At 32.8% G+C, this 26,873-nt stretch carries 25 protein-coding genes, 1 tRNA gene and 1 pseudogene; 16 read left to right on the plus strand and 11 right to left on the minus strand.

Annotated elements, in window-relative coordinates:
- Positions 1 to 105: 105 nt before the first annotated feature.
- The 4 genes from AAHF52_RS00475 (at position 106) to AAHF52_RS00490 (ending at position 2,912) form a co-directional block, all read left to right on the plus strand.
- On the plus strand, positions 106 to 309 hold the full coding sequence (locus AAHF52_RS00475; RefSeq protein ID WP_342068420.1) for a hypothetical protein: 204 nt from the start codon (positions 106 to 108) through the stop codon (positions 307 to 309).
- Positions 310 to 358: 49 nt separating this feature from the next.
- Positions 359 to 1,324: a hypothetical protein gene (locus AAHF52_RS00480; RefSeq protein ID WP_342068421.1), complete on the plus strand. Its 966-nt coding sequence runs from the start codon at positions 359 to 361 to the stop codon at positions 1,322 to 1,324.
- Between the two features lie 276 nt (positions 1,325 to 1,600).
- Entirely contained in the window at positions 1,601 to 2,296 is a 696-nt protein-coding gene (gene uppS / locus AAHF52_RS00485; protein WP_007302838.1) for a polyprenyl diphosphate synthase, read from the plus strand.
- Positions 2,286 to 2,912 (plus strand): phosphatidate cytidylyltransferase, encoded by a 627-nt coding sequence (locus AAHF52_RS00490; RefSeq protein WP_143689098.1) that lies wholly within the window; start codon positions 2,286 to 2,288, stop codon positions 2,910 to 2,912. The genes uppS and AAHF52_RS00490 overlap by 11 nt, the downstream gene beginning before the upstream one ends.
- Before the next feature lie 15 nt (positions 2,913 to 2,927).
- On the opposite strand, the gene AAHF52_RS00495 is transcribed toward AAHF52_RS00490, so the two are convergent.
- Together AAHF52_RS00495 and coaD are read right to left on the minus strand one after the other, a co-directional pair.
- Complete coding sequence (locus tag AAHF52_RS00495; protein WP_007302836.1) at positions 2,928 to 3,137, minus strand: zinc-finger domain-containing protein; 210 nt, start codon at positions 3,135 to 3,137, stop codon at positions 2,928 to 2,930.
- Positions 3,138 to 3,208: 71 nt separating this feature from the next.
- Positions 3,209 to 3,715, minus strand: a complete 507-nt coding sequence (gene coaD / locus AAHF52_RS00500) for a pantetheine-phosphate adenylyltransferase (protein ID WP_007302835.1) — start codon at positions 3,713 to 3,715, stop codon at positions 3,209 to 3,211.
- 74 nt (positions 3,716 to 3,789) lie between these two features.
- Here coaD and AAHF52_RS00505 point away from each other — a divergent pair.
- Both AAHF52_RS00505 and AAHF52_RS00510 read left to right on the plus strand, forming a co-directional pair.
- Positions 3,790 to 3,862 (plus strand) — tRNA-Phe (locus AAHF52_RS00505).
- A 60-nt stretch (positions 3,863 to 3,922) separates the two neighbouring features.
- On the plus strand, positions 3,923 to 4,861 hold the full coding sequence (locus AAHF52_RS00510) for a gamma-glutamyl-gamma-aminobutyrate hydrolase family protein (RefSeq protein WP_264376815.1): 939 nt from the start codon (positions 3,923 to 3,925) through the stop codon (positions 4,859 to 4,861).
- Between the two features lie 159 nt (positions 4,862 to 5,020).
- Here AAHF52_RS00510 and AAHF52_RS00515 read toward each other — a convergent pair whose 3' ends face one another.
- Together AAHF52_RS00515 and ubiH are read right to left on the minus strand one after the other, a co-directional pair.
- Positions 5,021 to 5,923 (minus strand): IS5 family transposase, encoded by a 903-nt coding sequence (locus tag AAHF52_RS00515; protein ID WP_264376814.1) that lies wholly within the window; start codon positions 5,921 to 5,923, stop codon positions 5,021 to 5,023.
- 250 nt (positions 5,924 to 6,173) lie between these two features.
- Positions 6,174 to 7,331, minus strand: coding sequence for a 2-octaprenyl-6-methoxyphenyl hydroxylase (gene ubiH / locus AAHF52_RS00520; protein ID WP_007302833.1), 1,158 nt, complete (start codon positions 7,329 to 7,331; stop codon positions 6,174 to 6,176).
- A 161-nt stretch (positions 7,332 to 7,492) separates the two neighbouring features.
- On the opposite strand from ubiH, the gene AAHF52_RS00525 reads away from it, so the two are divergent.
- Entirely contained in the window at positions 7,493 to 8,128 is a 636-nt protein-coding gene (locus AAHF52_RS00525; protein ID WP_052264692.1) for a hypothetical protein, read from the plus strand.
- A 225-nt stretch (positions 8,129 to 8,353) separates the two neighbouring features.
- Here AAHF52_RS00525 and AAHF52_RS00530 read toward each other — a convergent pair whose 3' ends face one another.
- On the minus strand, positions 8,354 to 9,022 hold the full coding sequence (locus AAHF52_RS00530; protein WP_012481726.1) for a septal ring lytic transglycosylase RlpA family protein: 669 nt from the start codon (positions 9,020 to 9,022) through the stop codon (positions 8,354 to 8,356).
- Between the two features lie 26 nt (positions 9,023 to 9,048).
- On the opposite strand from AAHF52_RS00530, the pseudogene AAHF52_RS00535 reads away from it, so the two are divergent.
- A pseudogene (locus AAHF52_RS00535) lies at positions 9,049 to 9,877 on the plus strand (Mur ligase domain-containing protein); the annotation flags it as partial.
- 440 nt (positions 9,878 to 10,317) lie between these two features.
- Here the strand turns inward: AAHF52_RS00535 and AAHF52_RS00540 are convergent.
- Positions 10,318 to 11,478 (minus strand): multidrug effflux MFS transporter, encoded by a 1,161-nt coding sequence (locus AAHF52_RS00540; RefSeq protein ID WP_007302830.1) that lies wholly within the window; start codon positions 11,476 to 11,478, stop codon positions 10,318 to 10,320.
- A 16-nt stretch (positions 11,479 to 11,494) separates the two neighbouring features.
- Between AAHF52_RS00540 and AAHF52_RS00545 the strand changes: the two genes are divergently transcribed.
- On the plus strand, positions 11,495 to 12,052 hold the full coding sequence (locus tag AAHF52_RS00545; protein WP_007302829.1) for a GNAT family N-acetyltransferase: 558 nt from the start codon (positions 11,495 to 11,497) through the stop codon (positions 12,050 to 12,052).
- Positions 12,053 to 12,305: 253 nt separating this feature from the next.
- Complete coding sequence (locus AAHF52_RS00550) at positions 12,306 to 13,235, plus strand: AEC family transporter (RefSeq protein ID WP_007302828.1); 930 nt, start codon at positions 12,306 to 12,308, stop codon at positions 13,233 to 13,235.
- Positions 13,236 to 13,599: 364 nt separating this feature from the next.
- Here AAHF52_RS00550 and AAHF52_RS00555 read toward each other — a convergent pair whose 3' ends face one another.
- Both AAHF52_RS00555 and prfA read right to left on the minus strand, forming a co-directional pair.
- Complete coding sequence (locus AAHF52_RS00555; protein WP_012481725.1) at positions 13,600 to 14,043, minus strand: hypothetical protein; 444 nt, start codon at positions 14,041 to 14,043, stop codon at positions 13,600 to 13,602.
- 118 nt (positions 14,044 to 14,161) lie between these two features.
- Complete coding sequence (gene prfA, locus AAHF52_RS00560) at positions 14,162 to 15,253, minus strand: peptide chain release factor 1 (protein WP_007302826.1); 1,092 nt, start codon at positions 15,251 to 15,253, stop codon at positions 14,162 to 14,164.
- Between the two features lie 113 nt (positions 15,254 to 15,366).
- Between prfA and yihA the strand changes: the two genes are divergently transcribed.
- On the plus strand, positions 15,367 to 15,960 hold the full coding sequence (yihA, locus tag AAHF52_RS00565) for a ribosome biogenesis GTP-binding protein YihA/YsxC (protein WP_007302825.1): 594 nt from the start codon (positions 15,367 to 15,369) through the stop codon (positions 15,958 to 15,960).
- Entirely contained in the window at positions 15,935 to 16,873 is a 939-nt protein-coding gene (gene argB / locus AAHF52_RS00570; RefSeq protein ID WP_007302824.1) for an acetylglutamate kinase, read from the plus strand. The genes yihA and argB overlap by 26 nt, the downstream gene beginning before the upstream one ends.
- 371 nt (positions 16,874 to 17,244) lie before the next feature.
- Here the strand turns inward: argB and AAHF52_RS00575 are convergent, their stop codons facing one another.
- On the minus strand, positions 17,245 to 18,777 hold the full coding sequence (locus tag AAHF52_RS00575; RefSeq protein ID WP_007302823.1) for a hypothetical protein: 1,533 nt from the start codon (positions 18,775 to 18,777) through the stop codon (positions 17,245 to 17,247).
- Positions 18,778 to 18,956: 179 nt separating this feature from the next.
- Here AAHF52_RS00575 and AAHF52_RS00580 point away from each other — a divergent pair, with 179 nt between their 5' ends.
- The 4 genes from AAHF52_RS00580 to AAHF52_RS00595 all read left to right on the plus strand — a co-directional run bounded on the left by AAHF52_RS00580 (position 18,957) and on the right by AAHF52_RS00595 (position 23,227).
- Positions 18,957 to 20,234, plus strand: a complete 1,278-nt coding sequence (locus AAHF52_RS00580; protein ID WP_007302822.1) for an adenylosuccinate synthase — start codon at positions 18,957 to 18,959, stop codon at positions 20,232 to 20,234.
- Between the two features lie 158 nt (positions 20,235 to 20,392).
- Complete coding sequence (locus AAHF52_RS00585) at positions 20,393 to 22,324, plus strand: hypothetical protein (RefSeq protein ID WP_342068422.1); 1,932 nt, start codon at positions 20,393 to 20,395, stop codon at positions 22,322 to 22,324.
- Positions 22,325 to 22,395: 71 nt separating this feature from the next.
- A complete protein-coding gene (gene infA, locus AAHF52_RS00590; RefSeq protein ID WP_052264695.1) occupies positions 22,396 to 22,659 on the plus strand; it encodes a translation initiation factor IF-1 in 264 nt (87 codons plus the stop codon).
- Positions 22,637 to 23,227: a Maf family nucleotide pyrophosphatase gene (locus AAHF52_RS00595; RefSeq protein ID WP_052264696.1), complete on the plus strand. Its 591-nt coding sequence runs from the start codon at positions 22,637 to 22,639 to the stop codon at positions 23,225 to 23,227. The genes infA and AAHF52_RS00595 overlap by 23 nt, the downstream gene beginning before the upstream one ends.
- On the opposite strand, the gene AAHF52_RS00600 is transcribed toward AAHF52_RS00595, so the two are convergent.
- Both AAHF52_RS00600 and AAHF52_RS00605 read right to left on the minus strand, forming a co-directional pair.
- Entirely contained in the window at positions 23,214 to 25,427 is a 2,214-nt protein-coding gene (locus AAHF52_RS00600; RefSeq protein WP_052264697.1) for a hypothetical protein, read from the minus strand. The two genes, AAHF52_RS00595 and AAHF52_RS00600, sit on opposite strands and share 14 nt — an antisense overlap.
- Positions 25,428 to 25,742: 315 nt before the next feature.
- Positions 25,743 to 26,699, minus strand: a complete 957-nt coding sequence (locus AAHF52_RS00605) for an IS5 family transposase (protein ID WP_264376809.1) — start codon at positions 26,697 to 26,699, stop codon at positions 25,743 to 25,745.
- Positions 26,700 to 26,873: the final 174 nt, after the last annotated feature.

The following is a 26,873-nucleotide window of genomic DNA, read 5'->3' on the forward strand; positions in this document are numbered from 1 at the left end:
ATGAAAAGAAACATAAATAAACTAATAAATTCATTAGGCCTTATGCTTGATTCTTTCCTCCTAATACATGCAAAATTAAAATACTAAGTAAATTGAAATAAGATTATGGATTTTGATAAGGCAGGCAATGCAGAAGACTTATATAACGAAAAACTTCAACTGATATGTAAGACTTATAACAGAGAATTACTATCAAATCAAAGAGTTGTTGATGGCATCAATTCAATGGATTACAGTAAGCTTAAAATCTTATGCAAGTATCATAATAAGTTTAGTCACAAAGGTATTGAAGAATTACTATTAAGATGAGAGCATTGTTAATCACATCAACGATTATGATGATGAAATGTTTAGGTCCATGCTAAATAATGCACCTGCGGAGCACAATATTCTAGAAATACTAAAAGGTGGAAAGATTTGCAATATCAACAATGAATTCGAAAGTAGTGATAGTGAGGAGAATGGAGAAAATTATGGATATTATGATTACGAGGAAGATGAAAAAAATGATCCGAATAACTTCGCTAAAGAAGCACTAGGAAATAAAGGAATTAATGAAAAACATGTTGATGATGTTCAGTTTTGCAACGATGCAGATGTGGGAATACCACCAAAAAATCAAAATGATATTAGGAATATCCGTCTTATTCAATGGATGATAGTTGAGAGTGATGGTAAGCTTAGTGAGCAAAATGTTACAGAATTACTAAAAGATCAGAGTTCTATTGATCGAATTAACTCTATTGGTGATAAAAAGCTTCAACTTATACTCAAGAGTAATAAGTTTAGTGGTGAAAATATTATGGAGTTATTAGGAAATCAAAAAGTTGTTGAATACCTCTGTTTTATTGATTATGAAAAATTTGAACTCATTCATAATAGCGATAAGTTTAATAGTAGCAATTATACTAGTAGCAGTTACAAGATTATAAGGTTGCTAGAAAATCAACAAGTTGTTGAGCACATCAATTTTATTGATTATGAAAAACTTAAATTCATACTTTGTAATGATAAGTTTCTCTTTAGCGATATTGTAAGACTACTAAAAAATCAGGAGGTTGTTGAGAATATCATTTCTTTTAACATTAAAAAATTTCGACTCATATTTTATCGTGATAATCTTAACTACGTAGATACAATAGAATTACTAGGAAATCAGAAAGTTGTTAATGGAATCGGTTTTACTCCTTTTGAAGAGTTAAAATCCATGTGTAGTCATTCTAGTCTTAGCGATATTATAAAACTACTAGAAGATAAAAATGGGCCTAGTAATGTCTTAAGTGGGACACGGAAAGAAAAAATGCAAGTCAGTTACATATCATGACATAGCTTAAAAAGTGTTTATATCCAAGGTTTTGCTTTATAAATTTAAGAGGGTGTTAAATAAACCATACGCATCAAATTAAGAAAACACGCTCAATTTAGACCATTTTTGCCATATTTCTTAGTAAAATCACTGGCAGCTGACACCGAGGTTGAGAAAATTTTTGTAATATAGACTATCAATGATTTTTCAGTAATAATATAGTTTTAGGTGGATATAGTGAACGTTTCATACAGAGATATAGACATTAAGCTAATTAGAACAGGTTGAATTCAAATGTTGAATCTAGAATCTCTGCCAAAACATCTAGCAATTATTATGGATGGTAATGGTAGGTGGGCAAACAATCAAGGAAGGGTAAAAATTGATGGCTATAGAAAAGGCAGTGAGGTTGCATTTGATATTGCTAAGCATTGCACAGTCCTGGCCATACCTTACTTAACTTTGTATGCATTTTCCATGGAAAATTGGCTCAGATCTGAAAACGAAACAGACTACCTATTTAATTTATTTTACTACACTTTAACTAATGAAGATAAAATGAAATTCATTTACAATTGTAACATTAAGTTAAATTTTATTGGCAATTTAAGTCTATTGCCCAGTAAAATATTCGATCAAATCAAAAAAGCAGAAGAAGTAACACATAAGAACGATGGTCTATTACTCACTGTTGCAGTTAGTTATGGAGCAAAGCAGGAAATTATACATGCTATCAACAACGTCATAAAAGGAAATATTGATTGCGTATTGGAAGAGGAATTTGAAAAATTTCTGTATACTAAAGATTTGCCAAAATTGGATTTATTAATTCGCACTGGTGGCGAAAAAAGGTTAAGCAATTTTTTATTATGGCAAGCAGCTTATGCTGAATTGTATTTTTGTGATACTTTGTGGCCCGATTTTTCTTGTCAAGATTTGACCAAAGCACTAGAAGATTATACAAAAAGAGAAAAAAAATATGGTAGATAATAACTTTATGGTTAGAATATTGTCCTCAATAGTAATATTACTCATATTTTCTTTTGCTACATATTTCAGTGATTTATCATTTTATCTACTAATTTTTTCAATTGCAGTTTTATCTTCTTTTGAATGGTATAATCTAACTCAGGGCAATAGAATCTTATACATTTTCGCATTACTATTAATCGCACTACCAAATGCCTCGCTAATATGCCTATATAATCTACCACAGGGAAAATATGCATTAGTATGGCTTATCTTAACTATTTGGAGCATCGATATTGCTGCCTATTTTTTCGGCAAAAATTTTGGTAAAACTAGAATTTGTCCAATCATTAGCCCTGGGAAAACTTGGTTAGGACTTTTTGGTGCAGTCTTAGCTGGAATAGTGTGTACAATTTTTGGCTCAATATTTTTGAGTTTATTTCCAATTTTCTATTCCCCAATAATTGGCGTTACAATTGCTATTCTAGCCCAACTTGGAGACTTTACTGAATCACTCATAAAAAGAGTTTACAATGTTAAAGATAGTGGAGGTATAATACCTGGCCATGGAGGAGTACTTGACCGTATGGACAGTTTCATCTTTACTGCCCCCTTTATTGCTATTTACATAAGCTAAAAAAATGAAGTACTATTAACCTTTGGTTCTTTCCTTCTTGCTTATTACTTTCACCTCAACAGATTGAAATTCTTCGGCACTCACTATTTCATCCATTGACTTATTACAATAAGGACAATACATTTCTCCTTCTTTGTGTAAGTATACTATTGGATGACCAGAACCATCATCATTCTCATCACCACGGCAGCAAACTATTACATTATTATCCCTCACTTTTAACATGTCTCTCCTTTAGCTTACAATATTTTACACATCTAACATACTCGTTTGGAAATAAAAAAGACAACAAATACTTATTCTCCATTTTCTACCCTATTTAGATTAATCAATTCACTTTGGACACTTTTTGACACAAAGTTGCTAACATCTCCTCCTAATCTCGCTATTTCCTTTACAAAACTTGATGAGATAAATTGAGTATCCTCAGATGCAGGAAGAAATATAGTTTCGATTTCAGGAAAGAGCTTATAATTTACCCAACTCATTTGAAACTCGTAATCAAAATCCGATACTGCTCTCAGTCCTCTAATAATAACAGAAGCATTTTGCTCTTTGGCAAACTTCACTAGCAACCCATTAAAGGATATAATATCTGCATCAATTCCTGCTCCTTTCACTTCATTTTTAGCCATGCTTGTGCGCAGTCTTATGTCAAAATTAGTATGTTTATTAACATTCTCTGCAACACCAATTATCAACTTATCGACTAGCTTACATGCTCTTTTTATTATGTCAAGGTGCCCAAAAGTTATGGGGTCAAATGTACCAGGATAAATTCCTATTTTGTTACTAATGTTCATTCTTTGTTTCTATACTTCAAAAACTTTTGATGGACATGATAACGTTTTTTATCTAAAAATGAAAGTACGTAGTTGGCCTGATAGCTCAGTTGGTAGAGCAAAGGACTGAAAATCCTTGTGTCGCTGGTTCGATTCCTGCTCAGGCCACATTCTTTTTCTTAATGTTCTATAATATATTATAATATTAATATAATTATTTAGGAAATAATGTATAAATGTTACAATAGAATATTTAATATACTATTAATTACATTTCTACTATTAAGTAATATCGCTTATAGTGAAAAAGTAAACAAAGAACCATCTGCTTTGACAGCAGAGAATGCAGTAAATTATAATATAATTGTTGGTTTATTGCAAACAGATGAATCTCAAAATATCTATGAGATATTCAATAATTTTGGGGTTAAAACTATATTCATTGACTACGACAAAATAATTAATCTAAAAGAAATCCAAGAAGAGTTCGCAAAACAAGATGAAATATTGGCAAAAAAGCTGATACTAGATCGAATAAAAGTTGAAGTTGCAAAATTTATCAAAGAGCAAAAGATAAACAGAATATTTATTTCAGATAACTTTCATTCAGCTCTTAACCCTTACCGCCAGCTTGTGAATGAAGCAATTGTAAAAACAGTAGATGACAATCCTACAATTCATTTGCTTGCCATATGCGGTGGTTTACAAGACATTATGCATGCAAAAGAAATTGAAATAACAAATGTTGTTAATGATGAGAAGAATCATTTAAAATCATCATCCTATCCACAAAAAGAGAATATATCTCTTCAGCAGATAAAAATTGTTCCAGGTAGTCGTTTGGAAAAAGTGGTAGCTAGATTTTTACTACCTAATCAAAATGGCTGGTTTTCAACTTATTTTCCGAATGCTCATTCAGGTACAGTAAGTAATACTACAGAGAATAGAAGAAGGCTAGAGCTACTTGGATATAAAATTGCAGCATTTGCCAATGACGGGGTAATAGAAGCTATCGAAGATAAGCATGGTAATATTTACTTTCAAAGTCATCTAGAAGCCCTTGTTGTCAAATCAGATAAAAACTCTCGTTTGTCAAGCCAAAAGGTACGTCAGGTTTCAACACTAGTTGCTGTAGCGATTATAAATGATTTTCTTCATCGCGTTTAATGCTAAAATAAGGAAAATCATTTAATGTCATGCCAGTACCCTTTTTCTTGTTATTCCAGCTTGTGACACTGGAATGGCTTTATTGCATCACTCTTCGGATAATAGGTAACGTGGAATGAAGCTATCTCAAATTTAGCCATGCCTATATCAGTAATTTTGTTAAGCAAATAACACTTGAGCTCTCTCACGATTAACCTCAGATTTGTTTCTAAAACTAAACCAAAATGTTTGCTTCAGTCGCGAGAAAAAACTTTCTATATAAGATCTCTTCCAATAATTTATCTCTTTTTTCCACCTCTTCATACCATCTTCATCATATGACTTTATGAGCTTGATTGTAGAATTTCTCTCATTCATATAATCCAACTTTGGATGCTCTACTGCATTATTTTGCGGAGGAATCCTTGTCTTTATGTCAAGCTCATCGCACAGTTTGTATAACTTCTTTCGATTATATGCCCTATCTGCATATATCGTGCTTATGTTATACTTGGTATCCACTCTTTCAATAAGATCACAGGCTCCATAGTGGTCGGAATAAACTCCACTACTGTATTTTGCAGCTATAACTTTTTTACTACCTATCTCTAGCATTACATGTAGCTTTCTTGTTTGCTCATAGCGGCGATACTTTCTATCTGTACCATTTGCCTTACTATGGCCTGGAATATTATTGTAGATGCTGATACCTGTACTATCTATAGCAATTTCAATATCTTCCATATCGTTCTTATCAACTCTGCAGTCGTTGATTTTGATATTAAGCTTTTTAAACCTTCTTGAAGCCTGCGAATAGCTGATAATTTGCAAAATTTTCCCTATTTGCTCAAGATATTTCTCTATAAATCCCACTGTTTGCCTAAGACCAATCCTGAATAGATAGGTTATTATGTGAATTAGAATCACTACTTTGTCGCTGTAGACATTGTTGCCACCTGCTACTTTTGGACTATTTTCGTACCAATTTTCAATGGCATCGTTGATATAATGAAAAACATTTCCCCTTTCTTGAAGAAATTTGTTATATTCATTGCAGTTACTGACTTTCATTCTTATTGGCATATTTTTCCTTTGTCGGCTAAATATCTATTTTATAACAAATTCCATCAGTAACTGCCTGTTCTTTCCTTGAGTGGTGCAACAAAGCCTGCTGGCATCCAGTTTTTCGTTTCATCAAATTTAGCATAACTCAAGTTTGCTTATAAATTTTTCTGGATGCCAGTGTCTGGGCACTGGCATGACATTATGGAATTTGAGCTCCAGTGTCAACTACTCTAATGATACCTGATTATGATGAAAGAAATCTAATGATTTATATAAACCCCATAGCATGTCGAACGAAGCTTTTTTTAAGAAAATCTGAATTTTCAACTACCATTAAACCAAGATTTCTCAGAACTTGAGCGCAAAGTATTCTGTTGGAAAATATTCTATTTAGTCCATCAGTTGCAAGTGCCATAGTAAAATTATCAAAGTATCTGTCATATGAAATTTTCTTCAATAGATAATTACTGCCAACATCAATGCCAGAGGATTTTGCAGCAGTTATTTGTCTAATAACACTCTCTACATCTCTCATTCCAAGGTTAAGTCCTTGACCTGCAACCGGGTGGATTGAATGTGCTGCATCGCCAATCAGCAAAATTCTGCTTTTATGCAGCTTTCTTGCAAAAGAAAAACTCAAAGGATAGAATCTTCTTTCACCCTCTAATTCAATTTCTCCCAAATAAGAACCAAATCTTTTTTTGAGTTCTATGACAAATTCCTCTTCGGATAAGCTCATCAGCATTTTTGAAATTTCGCATTTTTCTGTCCAAACTATTGAAGAAGTATAGCCACCTTTCATTGGCAAAATTGCAAATGGACCACCAGGAAAAAACCGCTCTACAGCTAAGTTTTGGTGATGTAATTCATGTTTTACATTAAATACCATGCTATTTTGTTTATAATCAAATTTTATCATTGGTATAGAAAACAACTCTGGCAACCTAGAGTTTTTACCTTCAGCACAGATAAATAGTGATGATATCAATTTTTGATCATTATCAAGAGTAACTTCCATGTATCCTTCGTCACAAGAGATTGTTTTATAGGAACGTGGAGAATATATATTGAGTTTATGCAAAAAATTTTTATTGATTGCATTCCATATAATAGCGCTCTTGATTACATAGCCCATTGGCTCTTCACCAACCATTTTATGGTCATAATGCACAGTAAATGGACTATCTCCATCTAATATGCATATATCAAGTATTGGTTCAGTTTCGCCTTCTAAGAGCCGCCAAATCCCTAATTTTTCTAGTATTTTTTTTGATCCTTGAGAAATGGCAAATGCTCGATTATCATCAACTGCACGTGGTAAACTATTTTTCTCAATTACGGCTACAGATACAGAGTCATTACTCAGGCCAATAGCAGTAATAAGACCAATTAGCCCACTACCTGAAATGATTACATCGTAATTCATTTTATTAACCTAAAATTATATTATACCCATTTTGAAAATAGTTTAAACGAACTTTGTAGACACTGAACTTCTCATTACTATCTTAGTTATAACCAAAATAGTAATAAAATATTAATTATTTTACACTAAATTAGGTCTAATTTTATTAAAGGAGCTAGATTATGACTACAGATTGCAAAAAAGAATTACTAAATTGCATTAGCAAGTACAGAGAAGAACTTGCAGAAAATAAAGCAGCAATTAGACAAACTTTAACTAGCGATAAAATTAATATAAGCGATTACTTTTATAAGGGTGATAAAATCTGTAACAAAGAGCTGTTTAACATAGGAAGTGAGTGTCAAGATAAAAAATATGGTAGTCGACAAGAATATACGTATGATGAGTGGAAGGAAAAAATTGAAAAACCTCATGCTAAAGATTTGCTAAAGATGTTACAAAATGAAATCAAAGGTAAAATATTAAAAAGTTTTGAAGATTATGAAAAATATCATAAAAATTCTACTGAAGCTATAAAAAGAGAATTAGACATAGATTCAAAATTAAAGGCAATACTCAAAGAAAAGCAACAACCAGAAACTGATGAAACTCGAGCATATTATGACGTTATACGAGGTTTATATGAAAATGGAGACATGCGCTCTCAACTAAAGTGCAATGATCTTGATTGTTTTAATAGAACAATAGAAGATAATCTATCTCAAAAACAATCCGAGCTAGCTGCTATAAAGGATGACTTTTTGGATAATACGCAAAATATTTTTCAACATATTCAAGTTGAAGATAGTATTTTTTAGAGAAATAAGATTATGCTATTTTTTTTAATGAAATTTCTTAAGTGGTAGATTATTTTTTACAGCTACATCTGAGGTAGCTGTCACTACCTGAAATGTAACAAATAAAATACCAATCTTAAATATTGCTATATTTCACGATAGTTTCTCAATTTAACGCACATGCTTTTGGAACATTCTCATTTGTCAAATAGTTTCTGTCATGCTACACAATCTGTAATGCAGGTTTTAACTTACTTTTACGCAATATTGATCATTCTTGAAAAGCAATCTAACATTTTCTATTCCTTGATTACGAAGCTTTGATGCAGCTGATTTAGCTACCTGAGCGTTTACAAAAAATGCTACATATCCCTTACTTTCTGCATTGTTTTGTTTTGGGTGACGTTTCTGCATTTCTTTTTCATATTGCCTTTTGTAATGAGGAGTATTTTGTATCAATTGTTCTGACCTCTTTCTTAAGTACTCGACTTTTACCTTCGCAAGCCCAGACTTATGAAGTCCTAAAACTTGTGCTGCTTTTTCTGACAAGTCTATTATTCTACCTTCAACAAATGGCCCTCTATCATTAACTCTTATAACAAGCTTTCTTCCATTTTCTAAATTAGTAACACGAACAAAGCAGGGTAGGGGCAAGGTCTTATGTGCTGCAGAAATCAAGTGACGATTAAACACTTCACCGTTAGCTGTAATTGTGCCATGATCTTCTATTCCATACCACGATGCTATTCCTACTTCCTCATAACAGCTACAGTATTTTGGGTGGTAGGTGATACCATTTATTGTATAGCTATTGCCAATTTTATAATGACCTGCGGTGTGATTACACCTATTGCTAAAACTACAACTACTCATCAAAACGAATATTAGACATAGAAAGGCTAGTTTTTTTATCATTGTACTTAGTGAAATGGTTCGATACCATGAGGATTTTAAATTATACTATAATAAATTTAGTAATAAGTAAACGTCTACTGCCAAATATGCACAGCACTAAAAAAGAAGTAATACATATAATCGGTATAGGTGGAATTGGAATGAGCGCAATTGCTGAAATTCTTCATAATTCCAGTTATAAAGTTCAAGGCAGTGATACGCGATCAAACGACAATATAGATAGGTTACAAAAATTAGGTATAGAGGTCTATATTGGTCACGATGCAAGTAGTATTAGACAAGCTCAAATAGTTGTACATTCTTCCGCAATAAAACCTGATAATGTGGAGCTAGTTGCAGCAAGAAATAACAATAAAACCGTTTTGCATAGGTCAGACATGCTGGTTAAAATTATGAAAGGTAAATATGTGATAGCAGTTTCAGGTTCAAGTGGCAAGACGACGACGACAGCTATGATTGCTTCCATTTTTGATCATTCTGGTGCTGACGCCACTGTAATTGTTGGAGGAATATTAAATTCCTATCAGAGTAATGCAAAACTTGGCAAAAGTGACATTTTCTTAATTGAGGCTGATGAGTCTGATGGAACTATGTTAAAAATTCCTGCAGATATTGCTGTTGTAACAAGTATTAATGACGACCATATAGACCATTACGGTACATTTAACAACATCAAAAATGCGTTTTCTAGATTTGTAAACAACGCGAATTTTGCTATTTTGCCTGATTCTGCAGACATCAATCATGATGCGAGTAATTCTATAAAGTTTTGGTTTGGAAATGGTAAAATTAGAGCTAGCAACATCAAACAACACAATAATAGCATAGAATTTGACGTGCTGATTAGTATAAACGAAAGTAATCGTATTCCATTGTCCACTACTCGAGTAGTTGAGAGTGGTGGAATAAAAGCAGCTCTTGATTCGTCACTTCAATGCTTGAAACTGGATTCTCGTTTCAATGTTAAACAAGATACTATAGAATTTAAGAGGACAATCCCTAGAAAATCTCTACATTCAAAAAAAGTAAATCGTACTAATGCTATTTGAACAAGCTAGCGTAAAAGTAAGCTAAATTTTTTAAGGTACAAAAATAGCAAGAAACAGTTGTTTGAAAAAAATTGGAATTTGATTGGATTGCTGAAAATTGGCTCTCAAACTTTAGACGCATGAGCAAGATAATACTCTTTAACTAATATAGATTAGGTGATTTGGAAGAGATACATCTAGAGCAGCCAGCAAAGTTACAATACATATTACCGCAATAACTAGAAATGAGAAGGATCTATATGGTGATTATAGATTTTTCCAGACCTTGAAAACAATAAATAGACAGTAAATTAGAACTACTGCAAAAAAAACAAGAATAGCTACACTGGTTGCTTGACCATCGTAAACGTAGCTTGTTAAGCCGATAAAAATAGCCATGATAGAAGCTCTAATAAATGAAATTGCAGAAGAAGTTGTGCCTTTCATTTCAGGGAAAATATTTAATGATGCATTGAAAATGACTGCTTGACAAATTCCACAGCCAATACAAAAAATAACCATAGACAGCGTTACTAAGTAGTAAGCACTGGGCATGATTATACTGAATATTAAAAGTGATAGGGATCCAATAGCAATTACGCCTGTACCGGAAATTACACACCAAATTGCTCCAAGTTTCTTTAAGATCTTACTGGAAAACAGGCTAATTAGTGAGAAAGACCCAACCATTGCACCTTGATGTAGCGCATAAATAGTGCTGGATAAACCAAAAGTTTCCATATACAAAAAAGGGCCACAAGTAATGAATGACATATAAGCCGCAGAAAAAAGGCTCTGTGCCAAAGACAACACCATAAATTTTGAACTTGATAATAATTTTTTATAGTCTTTCATCATTTTTTTTAGACTAAAAATATCACGGTCCTTTTTTGTTTCTGGTAACAGAAAAAGCAGCAAAACCCAAGAGATGAAACAAAGTATTGCAACACTTGCATAGTTACCACGCCACCCAACAATTTTGTTGATGAAACTGCCTAATACTGGTGCAATTGCTATGAGAACTGTGATAATAGAATTCATGATTCCAATAAATTTTACTGCTTCGTTGCCTTTATAGCTGTCTGCAATAATTGCAAACACAACTACAGATGTGCTAACACCAATGCCTTGAATAAAGCGAGAGATTAAAAGCCAAGAAACTGACAGCGCAAAAACACAGCCAACAGCACCGATGAGTAGCAAAGTGTTGCCTATGATCATCATCCTTCTTCTGCCATAGCATTCAGACAATGGACCAAAAAATAACCCTCCTATGCAAACGCCTAAAAAATTATAAGCAATAGTTAATTGAATTGTGCCTTCCGGTACGTTAAAATAGAGTACTATATCAGGAAAACTAGGTACAGAAATATCAATTTCAATGAACTTAGCAATTAGAGATAGAATTAATAAAAACGGTAGTAACACTTAAAATCTTTAATTAATGAATAAAAATATCACATTTAAAGCGTTGAAAGAAGAACATTTTTCACTATTATTAAAATGGGTAGAAATGCCCCATATAAAGAAGTGGTGGGATACGGATATAAATTGGACACCAGAGTTAATTGAGAAAAAATATAGCAACTACGTTAAAGGATTCAAACGTTTGAAATTTAAGACACAAATTATTGAAAAACCAATGCACGCATTCATTATTAATTGTGATGGAGTTGATATTGGTTATATTCAATATTACAACAAACATGATTTCCCACCTAAACAGATCTATAACACTTTAGAACTTCCAGAAAGTTGTGCTGCTATAGACTGGTATATCGGAGAGCTGAATTATGTAGGTAAAGGAGTTGGTTCACAAGCTTTGAATATATTTTTAAACAAATTTGTCTTTAAAGTTTATGAGAATGCCTTTGTCGACCCAGGTATAGCAAATGTTTGTGCAATCCGTGTTTACGAAAAAGTTGGCTTTAAAAAAATTATGGAAAGTAATAGTGCGATTTTAATGATTAAGGCAAGAATTCCTGAGAACCATTCAAGATGAGTGTTTTTTCAACAATCTACCTAAATTACTAAAAGTGGCTTATAAAAATATACAAGGAGCTTTATACAAACTTAACATAATTTAGTCATAAAAATATCATTATTAAGTCCTATATAAGAACAAATTTTGGCACTCAGTGAATCTTTTTTAACTAACTATGAACTTGATTAATTGGAAAATAAATTTTACTTGCTTTTACAATACCTTAAAATCTAATATCACTTTATCAGCAAAGATATCACAATAGGCTAGTATGTTCTTCACTCTTTTCCTCAAAATATTACCTATTTACATTACAATACTTATTGGTTACTTAGCAGGAAGATATCTTAAAATTGATAGAAATACTATATCTCAAATACTCTTTTATATAGCTAATCCAATAGTGATTTTATACGGAGTATCTCATACAGAAGTTAATTTAAAAGTAATTTCTCTGCCGATTTTGATATGGTTTATAGGTAGTACTATGTCCTTATCAGTGTATTATCTTTCTTCTTTTTTATTTAAGGACAACACGAGAAACATATTAGCGTTTAGCTCGGGCAGCACAAGCATGGGTTATTTTGGTCTACCGATTGCCATGGCTTTATTTGATGAAGATTCAGTGTCTGTGTATGTTGTCTGTTACATAGGAATGGCACTATTTGAAAATAGCTTGGGATTTTATATAGCTGCAAATGGTATCTATACTGCAAAAGAATGCATATTAAAGTTACTCAAACTTCCTTCATTATATGCGATGATTCTAGGCTTCTTTTTAAGTATATATGATATACAAATACCCACTTTTTTGACGGATGTTATGATAAATATCAGAAGTACATTTATCACATTAGGAATGGTGCTGCTTGGAATAAGTATTGCACAAATTACAAATTTTAAAGTAGATTGGAAGCTTGCTTTGACCACTATTGTAGCAAAGTACATATTCTGGCCGTTATTTGTTTTGGGAATTGTCTTACTAGACAAGCATGTTACAGGTATATATGATGAAAGCATCTATAAAGCACTGATGTTACTGGCTATTATTCCAATTTCTGGATCCAGTATAATACTTGCTAATATTTTAAATTACCAACCAGATAAAGCTACTTTATTGCTCCTAATTAGTACTGCAGTGGGACTATTTTATGTTCCACTTATAATATCATTATTTTTTACTAAACTTGTCCCTTTTTAATCAAAAATTTAAGCGCTAGGCCTATTCACAAAACTTGAATTTAGACTAGACTTCTTGGATAATCATAAAAGAAACTAATCCTTTTTTTCCTCTCCTTTCTTATTTTTTTACACAGAATAGGAAGTTATCAATTGATGGAATTTTCGCAATAATGTCAATAGCAGTAAGATTTCCTACACCTTTTAGCAGGTCTATAGTTGAATTTGGATGTTCTATGAACAGCAACAAATAAATGTAACTTGCCTTTTTCTATATGATGCTATTAACCGAATAGGTATTCGTTTGACATTTCCATATCTTTGTTATCATTAGTAATACTAAAGGGAAAACTAAACTTAATAAGATTTGGAAGCATATTGTTGTTCTATGATTCACGTAATGCTGCTATGCCTTCGTTGCAGACGTTGTCATAAAGTAAATTAAATTCTTTAATATTTGAAAAACTACTACCCCTTAGCGCACTCATTAATATTATTCCACTTTCAACATCAATATCATTAGAAATTAAATCAAGTTTAATAAGATTTGGAAAGTTACCATTCTTTAACAATTTAGTGATTGCTATTGAGCCTTCTGCGCCAATAATGCTAGAAGTTAATTTACACTCAGTAATATTTGGAAGATTAATATTCTCTAATGCTTCATTTAAAACTTCTCCGCACTGAGCATCAATATAACAATTAGATAAAGTCAAGCTTGTAATATTTTGCTTTTTCTGTAAAAAGTTTACTAGCTTTTCCATATATACATATAGATTATTTAACTCTAAGGTGTTACTATTAACATATTGATTAAAGTCAACTTCCATGGTTTCTGTAAGTTATAGAGCTGCTAATTATAGCATAAATTTAAATAATTGTCAACCTTATGAACAACTAACTTTACTTCTTTTTAACCTGATACCTATGCTTTGTTTCAAATTTCCATCAAAAAGTAACATTACCCCCTCCAGTCAACCTTTCTGCTTCATTTCGTGAAATCAATGCCTCAATAAATTCATCTAGTTCACCTTCTTTGATAATCTGTTCTAGTCGATGTGAAGTGAGATTAATTCTATGATCTGTTATTCTTGATTGTGGAAAGTTATAAGTTCTTATACGTTCAGAGCGATCTCCAGAACCAATTTGGCTTTTCCTCATTGTTGACCTTTCCATTTCTTTTTTTTGTCTTTCAATTTCGTATAGCCTTGCTCTCAACACTTTGAGCGCTTTAGCCTTATTTTTGTGCTGCGATTTTTCATCTTGCTGTATTACAACTATCCCTGTTGGCAAGTGGGTGACCCTTACTGCGCTGTCAGTTGTATTCACTGATTGCCCTCCAGGACCACTGGATCTATAAACATCTATGCGTAAATCTTTTTCTTCTATTTCAAAGTCAACCTCTTCTACTTCAGGTAATATTGCAACAGTAGCTGCGGAAGTGTGCAATCTTCCTGAGGATTCAGTTTCTGGCACTCTTTGTACTCTGTGCACCCCTGACTCAAATTTCAGTCTTGCAAAAACTTCTGTTCCATTAATGAGTGCAGAAGCTTCCTTATAGCCACCTATACCTGTATTAGAAATACTTATTGGCTCAAACTTCCAATTTCTTCTTTCTGCATATTTTTGATACATACGAAATAACATCGCTGCAAATAATGCTGCTTCTTCTCCGCCTGTGCCTGCTCTAATTTCTAATATTGCATTTCTTGAGTCATCTTCATCTTTGGGTAATAATGCCAACTTTAGTTTTGCTTTTACTTTCGGTAATACTATCTTTTGCTTCTCAAGAAGTTCTTCTTTTGCTAACTCTTTTATATCACCATCGCTGTTCTCATCTTTCATGATTTCTTCTAAATCTGAAATTTCCTCTTTTAATATATTATATTCATCGATTATCTCGATAATTGGTCTGAGTTCAGAGTATTCCTTTGAAAAACTAACGAATTCTTTTTGACTCAAATTGGTAGGGTTTTCCAGATTTCTCTCTACATCAGAAAACTTTTTTTTTAAGTCTTGTAAATTATTCTCTATATCCATATAGTACAGGTCTAGTTTTCAGCTGTTTAAGTAAGTAATATATACTGAAATAAAAAATTTCTTATATCAAGCAATAACACTATAATTGTCTCGAATATTTCTACCTAAGTATAATGGCAAAACAGATAACATCAATCTGCAGCTTCATATTTGGAGCTTCAGACAAAAAATCATTACCAGATGAGTCGGCTCCAGAGATTGCATTTGCTGGTAGATCAAACGTAGGAAAATCAAGTTTAATCAACTTGCTGATAAACAGCAAAAAAGCTGCAAGAGTTTCTTCTAAACCTGGATGCACTAGACAAATAAATTTTTACTCTATGTACAATGATAAGTTTAGGATTGTCGACCTACCGGGTTATGGCTATTCTTGTGCAAGCAAGGAAGAAGCAGTACAATACTTAAACCTAATTGAGTACTATCTAATTCACAGGAGAAATCTAAAAAGAGTGTTTGTGCTTATAGATAGCAAGGTAGGATTAAAAGAAATAGACAAAGACTTTGTTTATTGGTTAATATGTAATAATATTAACTTTAATATTGTGCTAACAAAAATAGATAAAGTGAATCAGGAAAGTCTAAATGCTATTCTAGAAAATACTCAAAAGTGGGTTAATAATGAACATGTATCAATTCATCAAATAAGCATTCGTGTTAAGCATAAAATCACCAAGGTAAGAGATGAGTTTTTCAAATTTACAAGATAAAAAAATGAAAAGTGATGAATCTTTAAATGGTAAGATGCCATTGAAGGAAAAAACAGAAATATTATTTGAAGTTCTGTCTAACATACCTAAATTTGTAGGCGAAACTTTTATCATCAAATGCAGCAGTGTAATAATCTCAGATGAAACGCTGCTTAGTGCTTTTGCGCATAATGTTGTTCTGTTGAAACAGCTTGGTATAAATCCGGTAGTAGTTCATGACGGAGAATATGAAATTAACTTAGTGTTAAAAATGCTAGATATGAATGATAAGTTTATAAATGGTGTCAGACTTACAGACAAAAGCACTATGAAAATCATTGAAATGGCACTGTGTGGTTCAATTAATAAAAAAATTGTTCAGCATATAAATTCTGCTGGTGGTTCAGCTATTGGACTATGTGGAAAAGATGGCAACCTCATAAAAGCTGAAAAGATAAGCACTACGCTTAGGGAAAATAGATTAAATAATATTGAAAAAATACTAGACATGGGATTTATCGGTAGACCAACTGAAATCAATCCTGATATATTATTCTTTATTGAAGAATCAGATTCTATACCAGTTATTGCACCTATCGGTTATGGAAAAAATGGAGAAACATATCATATTGATACTGATAGCACTGCAAGTGCAATTGCACTTGCAGTTTACGCATCTAAAATGATAATCTTGAGTGATACAGATGAAGAAATAAACAAAGTTGGCAATGGAAGAGTCTTGATTAAAAATTTAAAAGAATCGATTGATTGTGGAAAAATTAAAGGAGAAAAATTTGTTGAAAGGCTTATGTCATATACTAAAATGGTAGAAGAATGTGCAGGGGTTGTTCACATAGTTGACGGTAGAGTACCTAACATTATACTTGATTTATTTACTGAGAATAATTCAGGTATATCAATAATGGATGATTAATAGCTGTACTGCTTATAACCATATGAACATTGAAAATTTGGGAATAGCTTATGTCAAATTCCTATTCTCTTTTCCAGTTTTTTAGGTTTTTTTTTCTTGCAAGCATAATAGTTTCGTATACATAATGAAACCAAATGGTATTTTTAGCTTGATAACAGAGGAAAATAAAGAGGGCTTGGGTGTAACACTCAAATAATGATTTACCTTATGGATACCGCTAGAAAAGTTGACTAAGGTATACAATTCTCTCTGCGTCAAGTTACTCAAGATATCGAATCTACAAACGCTTTCGATTGAGTGTGTTTGATCAATTTGAGTGCTTTAAATGAAAGGCGAAAATTGAGCATACTACGCCTCTGTACACAGTATCTTTAATGCAAATGCCCATGTGATTCCATAGATAATCTCTGTTTTTTTATTTTATCTGTCCATTTATCATTTTCTATATCTTGTTTGTTGGTTGCTCTTTTTTCTTGCTCAACAATTGCCTTATCTATCTTCTGATGAATTGCATCAATTGCATTAATTGCATTTTTTTCTTTGTATACTTCGCTTTTTCCTTCAACAATTAAATTGGTAAAAATATTTACAACAAACTGCACTTGATTATGATTAACCTGACCTTTTATCGAAGAAGGTAAAGAGTTTAATTCCATCAATACTTCTGATGCTGTTTTATCTTGAGTGGAAAGCCCTAAATTATCTGCTACTTCACTTATTAATAACTCTCTGTTTTCTTTATTATCTTCTAATTTAGTATAATCACGCAGTAGATCCATAACTGCAGATACTCTGACTTCAATAATATCATCAACGTCTTCACCTCCTAGAGCAACTCCTGATTCCAATAACTTCTCTCTGAGGTTTTTGCTTAAAAGATTAATAAATTCTTCATTTGCATCTGATCCTATGGTTGATATCGTACCATCTAAATAGTTATTTACTTTGATTTGAGTACCTAAGTCATGCTCTATTTGTATTTTTGTCTCATATTTAAATCCTAGTTCTGCACAGAATTTCTGAAAATATTCTTTAATAATGTCAAACAAGCTCTTGCCATTATCTTTATAGTTTTTTAGCTCTTCAGGAATAGTAAGTGATAACTTACCTTCTTTATATATTATACCATTTTTGCTATCTTGAGATTCAAGTGTGAATTCTAATGAGCTGGATAGGTCACATATTTTCTCTTTCGGATTGTTAAGCGTGGTTATAGGCATTGCCATATCAGACTTCACTTTTATGTGGTTGTGATCAGTGCAGTAAATGTTTAGCGCTTTTTTAGGACTATGTGGAATCAAGCTACAACTACTGAGTGCTGCATGAGATTCATTAAATATACCAGCTTCATACCCTGCTTGATTACAATTGGTGACTAGCTCTTCTAAAATAGCATTACTTGGAACTTCTGCCCCAGCGTACCTGAACATTTCCTTGAAAATTTCCTTTGCTAATGCACGGTAATCTTTTTTGGAGAATAGATGATAAGAGCTTCTCCCTGCGTTATAAAATCTCTCAAATTCCTTTCTATATTCATCAATTTTTTTTTCATCAGCAACTGTAGGGCTATTACAATGATTTTCCCAAACTTCAGATAGTCTATCTTGATCAAGCTCCTTAAGTACTGGTTCCATAAAAGCTTTACCTTCTTCAGAGAGGTTATCAAAATTATCACGGTTAAAAATCTCATTTTTATAATCTTTAGCTCCTTCCTTAAATGCAATAATAAAATTTTTATCTATTTCTTTTTCATTAATAATAAAATTCATTCTTTGAAAATCTAAGAACATTGTTTCACCGGAATTCGCTAATTTATTATCTTGATCTGCTCTTAATTTACTAAAATTGAATTCTTTAGCTGTGGCCTTTAATCTAACTACCGGACTCTTCTTTGCCTCTTTCATAATTAACACCTTACTATAAATATGCTGTAAGTTGTACCATATAATGATGAATAATTTTATAATATATAAAAAAGTCGATAGTCTATTTCTTTATTTTAGGGATATAGGAAAGGCGTAGATTTCTCTTTTCATTTGTAGCATGCTGCATTAATATTTACGTATTAATCTAGAAAATAGTGATGAATAATATTGTAATTGTTGGTCTGCAATGGGGTGACGAAGGCAAGGGTAAAATAGTAGATTATCTTTCTGAGAATGCAGATGTAGTTGTGAGATTTCAGGGAGGAAATAATGCAGGGCACACTATAGTAATAGATGATGAGGTTTATAAATTAAATTTACTGCCCTCTGCTGTTTTGAGAGCGGACAAAATATCTATTATAGGAAACGGTGTTGCTCTTGATTCACATGCTCTAGTCTCAGAAATAGAGTCATTGAAAGTTAAAGGAGTAGACGTAAACTATAACAACTTGATGGTATCCGAGAGCTGTCCATTAATACTTAGCGTACATAAGGACAAGGAAAAGCTATTTGAAGATTTAAACGGAAATCACAAAATTGGTACAACAAACAAAGGGATAGGGCCATGTTATGAAGATAAAGTTGGCAGGAGAGCTATACGCCTTTGTGACTTAGAAAACACAGATGAGCTCAATCAAAGAGTGGATGCTCTCCTGAGTTACCATAATGCTATCAGAAAAGGACTTAACTACCAGGTAGTTAAAAAAGAAGAAATATTAAAGGAAATTCAAGAGATTTCAGAAAAAATTCTTTTATATAAAAAACCTGTGTGGAAGATACTAAATGATTTTATGAAAGAAGGTAAGAAAATAATATTTGAAGGCGCTCAAGGCGCATTTTTAGATATCGACCACGGAACTTACCCTTTTGTTACTTCAAGTAATACCGTAGCATCGCAAGCGATAACAGGCTCAGGATTATCCTACAATGCTCAAATTATTGGTGTAGCAAAAGCGTATACAACAAGAGTGGGTAATGGTCCATTTCCTACTGAACAAAATAACGAGATTGGAGACAGCTTATTTTCTATAGGTAAGGAACTTGGAACAGTAAGCAATAGAAGAAGGCGCTGCGGATGGTTTGACGCAGTTTTAGTGCGCCAGGCCGTACAACTCTCTGGAGTTTCAAGCATTGTATTAACCAAATTAGATATTCTTGATTCTTTTGATACTATTAAAATAGGCACTGGTTATAAGTATGGCGGAAAAATGTATGATTATTTACCCGCATCACATTCAATACAAAAAGAATTAGAGCCAATATATGAAGAATTTCCTGGTTGGAAAGAGAAAACTCAAGGCAAAAGGTCAGTTAAGGAATTACCTGCAAATTTGATGAAATATGTGAGAAAAATAGAAGAATTAATAGGTGTACCAATTCATCTAATTTCAACTAGTCCCAATAGAGAGGATGTTATTAAGCTTAAAAATCTATGAAAACGTCTTGTTAACTTTTATCTAATAAAAAACGATACTTGTGTGACTTCAAGCAATCTATTATGCAAAGTAGCAGCGTAAACGTACAGTGAGCAGTGTGATTTTTCTTAAATACATGTTGATTGTTATAATATAAACATAGTTAAAGGAGGCGTATTATGATTGCAGGTTTGACTAAGGGAGACAAAGCAGTAAGAGCGGAAAAAACAAGTGATCAGCCGAGAGAACTGTCAGTTGCAGAATATGTAGTTAAGTCAATACATGACTTGCAAAAATTGCATAATAGATTATGTTCATCACAGGGCAACAATTGTGTTAATGATAGAGAGAAGTTTGTCCAAGATAGTGATGGGCTTGGTATATTTCAATTTCTCAAAAGCTATATTAATGATGCAGAAAAAAATGAGCCTTTCATTAAGAACCTTACTATAATGAAATTTCTTCGCTCAATTATAGAAGATAGGGAACTGTATAAAAAGTTATGCAGTTTCGATGATTTTCTCGATTGTGAGTTAGAAAATTTGAGAGATAAGATAAGCTTATTAGCGCTTTTGAGAGAAAAGATGGACTTTACTGATATACAAAAAGCTTATGGTAATTGGCGTTTTAGTAATCTAATAGGTGATAATGATTTTAAGCGAATGTATGTGGATGAAGCAGTAAAAGAAAGAGAAAAGCCTGTTAATGAGGACTTTGAGAAAAATATAGGTAAATACATAGAGTTAGTAAAGGAAGGAAAAGAAGTTGCAAGTAGGTATTTTGGAAAATGGAAAGAGGACTTTCAAGTTTACTGTGAAGAAATTGACAATAATAATAAAGTTTTGAATATTAACCTTACTCATTACGACAATAGTGAGCCAACAAAGATTAGTGACGTTTTACAGCAAGAGAAAGATATTAAAGAACTGAATATCTATTGCAATAAAAAACATGAAATACACGCTCATAAAAAAGATAAGAAAAGATATTATGAATTTAAAGAAGGTGCATATTATGAAATGACAAGCACTTGGGCTGCAAAAGATGGATCAGGAATGTGTACCATGATTATGAATGTGAGTAGTGATGGCATAACTGAAGTACTAAAATTTGATGGTGAAGATTTTGTGTCATCGAAGGAGATTCTAGAATTAATAAAGCAAAACGATGAATTATATATTCAAGGTCTCTCCTTATATGATGCTGTAATGGAATCACTAGAAGAGGATAGGGCTACTCCTATTAATTTTTACAATGAATCTATGGTGGCTTATCAAGGTAAGGAACCAGAGGGGAAGTTAGATCATAAAGTTGATGCTGATAATAGCCTTCCTTCTTCTCCTTCTATTAATAGCAATGCATTGGAAGTCAATTTACAGCACACTGAAACTCAACCAGAAATTGCTTCACAACAAATCAGAACTCAAGCGGAAACTAACTCACAAAAAATGGATGAATTGATTCCAGATAATCAAATGCTACCTAAAGAAAATGTTGAATTAAAGCAAGAAATAGAAGCAGAAACAATTGTAAAGTTAGAGAGGCAGTGTAGCAATTTGAACGATGAACTTGAAGAAGAGAGACTAAAGTTCGACATTGAGGAGCCAGAAAACAAGTACGAGGAATTTCTAGACGATATACTTGAACTCACTGAAGATGAAGATAATATTGATGAATTGAAAGAGAACTATATCGACGTAATTGCAGATCAAATTCAAACAATTAAAGAAATGAAAGAGGAGATAGAAAACTTAAATCATCAAGTGAAATACTTAGAGGACCAACAAGATCAAGTTACTGATAAACAAAGAATGAATGAAATCCCCAGTGGTTGTATAAAAAAATATTATACTCTAATGGGAGAAGTTTTTAATGAAACTGATAATGAGTCTAATGTTCCACTGAAAGAAAAAACAACATTATGCAGATCTTTAAGCTTTGATGGAGGATATGGTAGCGATGAGGAAAATTGTGATAATGATTTATCTTCTAACATAACTTCTATTGAGAAGGTAGTAGAGAGTAGAAGCGTAGGTAGCTCGCTTTCCTCTTGCATTGTTAAGGAGATGATTGGAGTTAAGTTGCAAGAGCAATACTCAAGTAGAGTATAAAAATCTCCTGTATTGATAATAATTTAAAATCTATAGTAGACTGAAAAAGATTATTAAATTATAATACGACAATGATAAAAGAAGACAAATCAAAAACAATTTTTGAAGTGGAAGGGGCAGTAACTGCTTTACTACCTGCAGCAGAATTTAGAGTGAAGCTGGACAATGAACATGAGATTATCTGTCATGTATCAGGGAAAGTGAGAAGAAGTAAAATACGCATAATTATAGGCGATAGGGTGTTGGTTGAGATGAGTGTTTATGATAGGAATGCAAAAAAGGGTAGGATAATTAGAAGGCTTAAAGGTACAAGTGACAGAACGATCTCTAAATAATCTTATTCTTGCTTCATCATCGAAAAGGCGTATAGCTTTACTAAAACAAATAAATATTGAGCCAGGTTTAATTTTGCCAGCAGACATAGATGAAGTTCCTTTAAAAAAGGAACTTCCAAGAGATTACTCAATCCGTATGGCAAAAAGTAAAGCTGAGAAAACACAAAGTTCAAATCCAGATTACTTTGTGCTTGGTGTTGATACAGTTGTTGCTTGTGGTAGAAGGATACTGCTCAAAGCTGAAAACGTTGAGCAAGCAGAAAAATGCGTTCGCTTGTTATCAGGAAGAAGGCATAGAGTATACACCAGTGTGTGTTTATTAACTCCTGATCAATCTAAACAGCATATTAGGACTGTAGTTACAATAGTGAAATTTAAGCGTCTCAGCGAACAAGAAATTAAATATTATTTAGCATCAGAAGAGTGGAAAAACAGGGCAGGGGGGTGCAACATACAAGGTCTTGCAGGAATGTTTGTATTATTTTTACGTGGCTCATACTCTTCTGTAATAGGGTTACCATTACATGAAACCCATTGCTTGCTAAGTAATTACTTTAACCTATACTAATACCACTGTCCTTTTTTTGTTTTTCTTCAGCAATAAGTTTAGCCCAGATTCTATTTCTATTTGCTAATACAATTCTATTGCGATCAGGACTATCATTGCGTTCTGTTAAAGTATCTTTTCTTTCCTCTTCTACTATTCCAGCTTTCAGTTGTGCTGCATCTTTTTCTAGCAATTTATATAGTTCGCTATTTTTGTCTATAGTCAGATTAGTATTATCATTTTCTTGTTCTGCCACTTTTCTTTCTAATAACTTACGTACAGGGTCATATTTTTTACCTTCTTTTATTTCTTTCAACATACTTTCTGAGAATAAATCTTTAGTAGCCTGGTCTCTCAATCCTTTATTCAATTTTTCCAATGTATCTTTTGGTTCAATGGTTTCTAATTTCCTCTCTAATTGTTCAGGATTTACCTGAAAATTATCGTGGCTAGTGTAAGTTGGAGATGAGTAACCTGAGTCGTTTATTTCTTCCTCCGCTGCATTGTCTTTTAGCAATCCAGCTGCTAATAAATGTTCTTTTGTTTGTTCACTCATTTTCTTTTGATTTACTGGTTTTAGCGGGAATTTCTGAGTTTCTTTATCCAACCTACTGGTAAATTCCGTAAGTAGGGTATAATCTCTTTGTTCAACATTCATTAGGCTCGCTTTTAACTGTCCAGAATTTACTCGAGATTGTTCATGATTAGAGTGAGTTGGAGATGAATAGCCCGAATCGTTTGTTTTTATATCTGTTGAGCTGTATTCTAGCGATTCATTTTCTTGTTCGGTTTCTTTTTGTTCATCGTTTCCTCTTTCTTCGTTTTCCTTAGTGCTAAGATAATCTTTTTCTTGTTTATAATCTGATTGAGGTTTTGAAAGCGTTATATACTCATCTTCGTTATCGCTCCAACCATCTTCGAAGTCAGAAAATTCTTCACCATACTTACTTTCACTACGTAATAACTCATTTTTTGCTTTCCATGCAAGAATCGAAGCTACATCATTTAGTGATTGCTTATTTCCAGTATTGCTTGATTCTTTAGCGTTTTCATACTTAAATGCACCTTTAACTTTTTTGAATGCAACGTCTTGTGCTGCTGCAGTGCTTTCATTAGTTGTAGGATCAAAAATTGCACCTTTTTGCCGATTATTAGATATTTGCTCACTTTCATCTGATCTTCGGCTTCCAGATGCAGTATATCCAAACGTAGTAAATGTAGACTGCCTATCGTTTTGATTTTGGCTTACAGATTTGGTGAAAGCAGTACTGTTTGAATGATCAGAATATGGAGAATTGTAGTTATTTCCACTATTAATCCGTATTGGCTGATACTCACCTTTTTGCTGATTATTAGGTAATGAACTAGTTCTAGTTGGCAGTGACGGTGGAATCTTTTTAGCAGATGCGTTATTAGAATGTGTAGTGCTAGTCGTTGCATGCTTAAACTTAACTTCTTGATCTTGAGTAGCTTGAACGCCAACACCTTTACTAATATCATTTTCTATGAAAGTTTCAGATGATTGTTGATTCTCTTGTTCTTGTCCTTTCTCCTTGAATTGTATTTGATATAGGAATAAGCCACCTATTTTTACATCTGTGTTTGCTTTTAATTGTTCCTCAGTAACACCATTACGTTCAGTGAGATCTACACCATCTTTATCAATCTTGATTTTGATAGTACATTTTTTGCCATTTTTGTCATGCCAATTCAAAGTCATTTCATATGAACCATCGGTTACAACATAATGCCTTATTCTTTTCTCTCCTTCTTCGGCAACAAAACCGTGCATTCCGCTCTTTCCATCACTATGCAGCGTTGAAAATCCCGAAATTCCTTTCTTCTGACAAAAGTCACTATTTAAAAACTCGCTGATTTTAAACTCTTTTTTGTCATCTCCCAGTGTAATACTTGCGTGATCGCCATATATTGAAACTCCTGCGATATCATCAACATACTCTTTTAACCTTGCTTTAACTTCACTTTCAAGCTTTTGTTCGGCTTTCTTTATCTTGTTCTGCTCTGGAAGAATAACTTCATAAGCTTTATTTTTGTCTTCATCTGTCTCCAAATTCCAGATGGGGTGCTTTATTAGAAACTTTACTGCATTAAAACCAACTCTGGAATTATAAATTGGGTCGTCTTCCTTTTTTATTTCATCGAATAAAGTAAAAAATCCTCGAATGAATTCATGATATTGTTGTGTGCTTTGAGTATTCATATTTTCCCTCACTAATAACCCTCTGCCTTTTAGCCTTAGCTAGTACAATTATTACGGGAATTGATTTAGTTTTTATTAAAGAAGTTGTATTGCTAACGTGATGACATGAGCTATTTTATGTTCACATCAAGCAATTTAAGTTGTCATCCCAGTCTGGAATCTAGATTTTTCTAGACTTGATCCTATAGTCAAATTCATAACTACAAACGTTGTAATATAAGAGTAATTTTCACCAAAAAGTATGTCATTTGAGTAGCTGACACTGGGATGGCTTTGTTGCACAGCTCTTCGGATAGTGGGTAATGTATAATAAATTCATGAAGCTATATCAAACTTAGCCATGCCTATTTCAGTAAATTTGTTAAGCAAATAACACTTGAGTAGCAGTTCCTTCTCACGATTAATCTCAGATTTATTCCTAAAACTAAATCCAAATATTTGCTTCAGTCGCGAGAAAAAACTTTCTATATAAGATCTCTTCCAATAATTTATCTCTTTTTTCCACCTCTTCATACCATCTTCATCATATGACTTTATGAGCTTGATTGTAGAATTTCTCTCATTCATATAATCCAACTTTGGATGCTCTACTGCATTATTTTGCGGAGGAATCCTTGTCTTTATGTCAAGCTCATCGCACAGTTTGTATAACTTCTTTCGATTATATGCCCTATCTGCATATATCGTGCTTATGTTATACTTGGTATCCACTCTTTCAATAAGATCACAGGCTCCATAGTGGTCGGAATAAACTCCACTACTGTATTTTGCAGCTATAACTTTTTTACTACCTATCTCTAGCATTACATGTAGCTTTCTTGTTTGCTCATAGCGGCGATACTTTCTATCTGTACCATTTGCCTTACTATGGCCTGGAATATTATTGTAGATGCTGATACCTGTACTATCTATAGCAATTTCAATATCTTCCATATCGTTCTTATCAACTCTGCAGTCGTTGATTTTGATATTAAGCTTTTTAAACCTTCTTGAAGCCTGCGAATAGCTGATAATTTGCAAAATTTTCCCTATTTGCTCAAGATATTTCTCTATAAATCCCACTGTTTGCCTAAGACCAATCCTGAATAGATAGGTTATTATGTGAATTAGAATCACTACTTTGTCGCTGTAGACATTGTTGCCACCTGCTACTTTTGGACTATTTTCGTACCAATTTTCAATGGCATCGTTGATATAATGAAAAACATTTCCCCTTTCTTGAAGAAATTTGTTATATTCATTGCAGTTACTGACTTTCATTCTTATTGACATATTTTTCCTTTGTCGGCTAAATATCTATTTTATAACAAATTCCATCAGTAACTGCCTGTTCTTTCCTTGAGTGGTGCAACAAAGCCCACTGGGATCCAGTCGCACTCAGTTAGTGAGCATAAAAGTATTATGTTAAAACATAAAATTTTTGATGAAGTTCATGAAAGGCTGGAT

The sequence above is a fragment of the Wolbachia endosymbiont (group B) of Melanargia galathea genome, from assembly GCF_964030625.1.
GTDB lineage: Bacteria > Pseudomonadota > Alphaproteobacteria > Rickettsiales > Anaplasmataceae > Wolbachia.